Annotated in this window: 1 rRNA gene; it reads left to right on the forward strand. The window is 54.1% G+C overall.

Features of this window, described 5'->3' with window-relative positions:
- A 23S ribosomal RNA gene (locus tag MHX66_RS10480) occupies window positions 1-1021 on the forward strand; the annotation flags it as partial.
- Window positions 1022-1046 lie beyond the last annotated feature (25 nt).

A 1046-nucleotide genomic window follows, 5' to 3' on the forward strand; every position in this document is an offset into this window, starting at 1 on the left:
CTTGTGGTCGAAGCGGAGAATTTAAGCCCCAGTAAACGGCGGTGGTAACTATAACCATCCTAAGGTAGCGAAATTCCTTGTCGGGTAAGTTCCGACCTGCACGAATGGCGTAACGACTTCCCTGCTGTCTCAACCACAGGCCCGGTGAAATTGCAGTACGAGTAAAGATGCTCGTTACGCGCGGCAGGACGAAAAGACCCCGGGACCTTCACTATAGCTTGGTATTGGTGTTCGGTTCGGTTTGTGTAGGATAGGTGGGAGACTGTGAAGTGGTCACGCTAGTGGTTGTGGAGTCGTTGGTGAAATACCACTCTGATCGGATTGGGCATCTGAACCTCGGCCCGTGATCCGGGTTAGGGACAGTGCCTGGTGGGTAGTTTAACTGGGGCGGTTGCCTCCCAAAGTGTAACGGAGGCGCCCAAAGGTTCCCTCAGCCTGGTTGGCAATCAGGTGTTGAGTGTAAGTGCACAAGGGAGCTTGACTGTGAGACTGACAGGTCGAGCAGGTACGAAAGTAGGGACTAGTGATCCGGCACCGGCTTGTGGAAGCGGTGTCGCTCAACGGATAAAAGGTACCCCGGGGATAACAGGCTGATCTTCCCCAAGAGTCCATATCGACGGGATGGTTTGGCACCTCGATGTCGGCTCGTCGCATCCTGGGGCTGGAGTAGGTCCCAAGGGTTGGGCTGTTCGCCCATTAAAGCGGCACGCGAGCTGGGTTTAGAACGTCGTGAGACAGTTCGGTCTCTATCCGCCGTGCGCGTTGAAACTTGTAGAAGGCTGTCCCTAGTACGAGAGGACCGGGACGGACATACCTCTGGTGGGCCAGTTGTCACGCCCGTGGCATGGCTGGTTGGCTACGTATGGGAGGGATAACCGCTGAAAGCATCTAAGCGGGAAGCCTGTTCTGAGATGAGGTTTCTTTTGAGGTTCCCTATAGATTATGGGGTTGATAGGCCGGATCTGGAAGTCATGTGAGTGATGGAGGTGACCGGTACTAATTAGCCGATGTTCAACACAAAAAGCCACTTTTGTTGTGTGGTTGTT

This window comes from Corynebacterium sp. ACRPH (assembly GCF_022347285.1).
Classification (GTDB): domain Bacteria; phylum Actinomycetota; class Actinomycetes; order Mycobacteriales; family Mycobacteriaceae; genus Corynebacterium.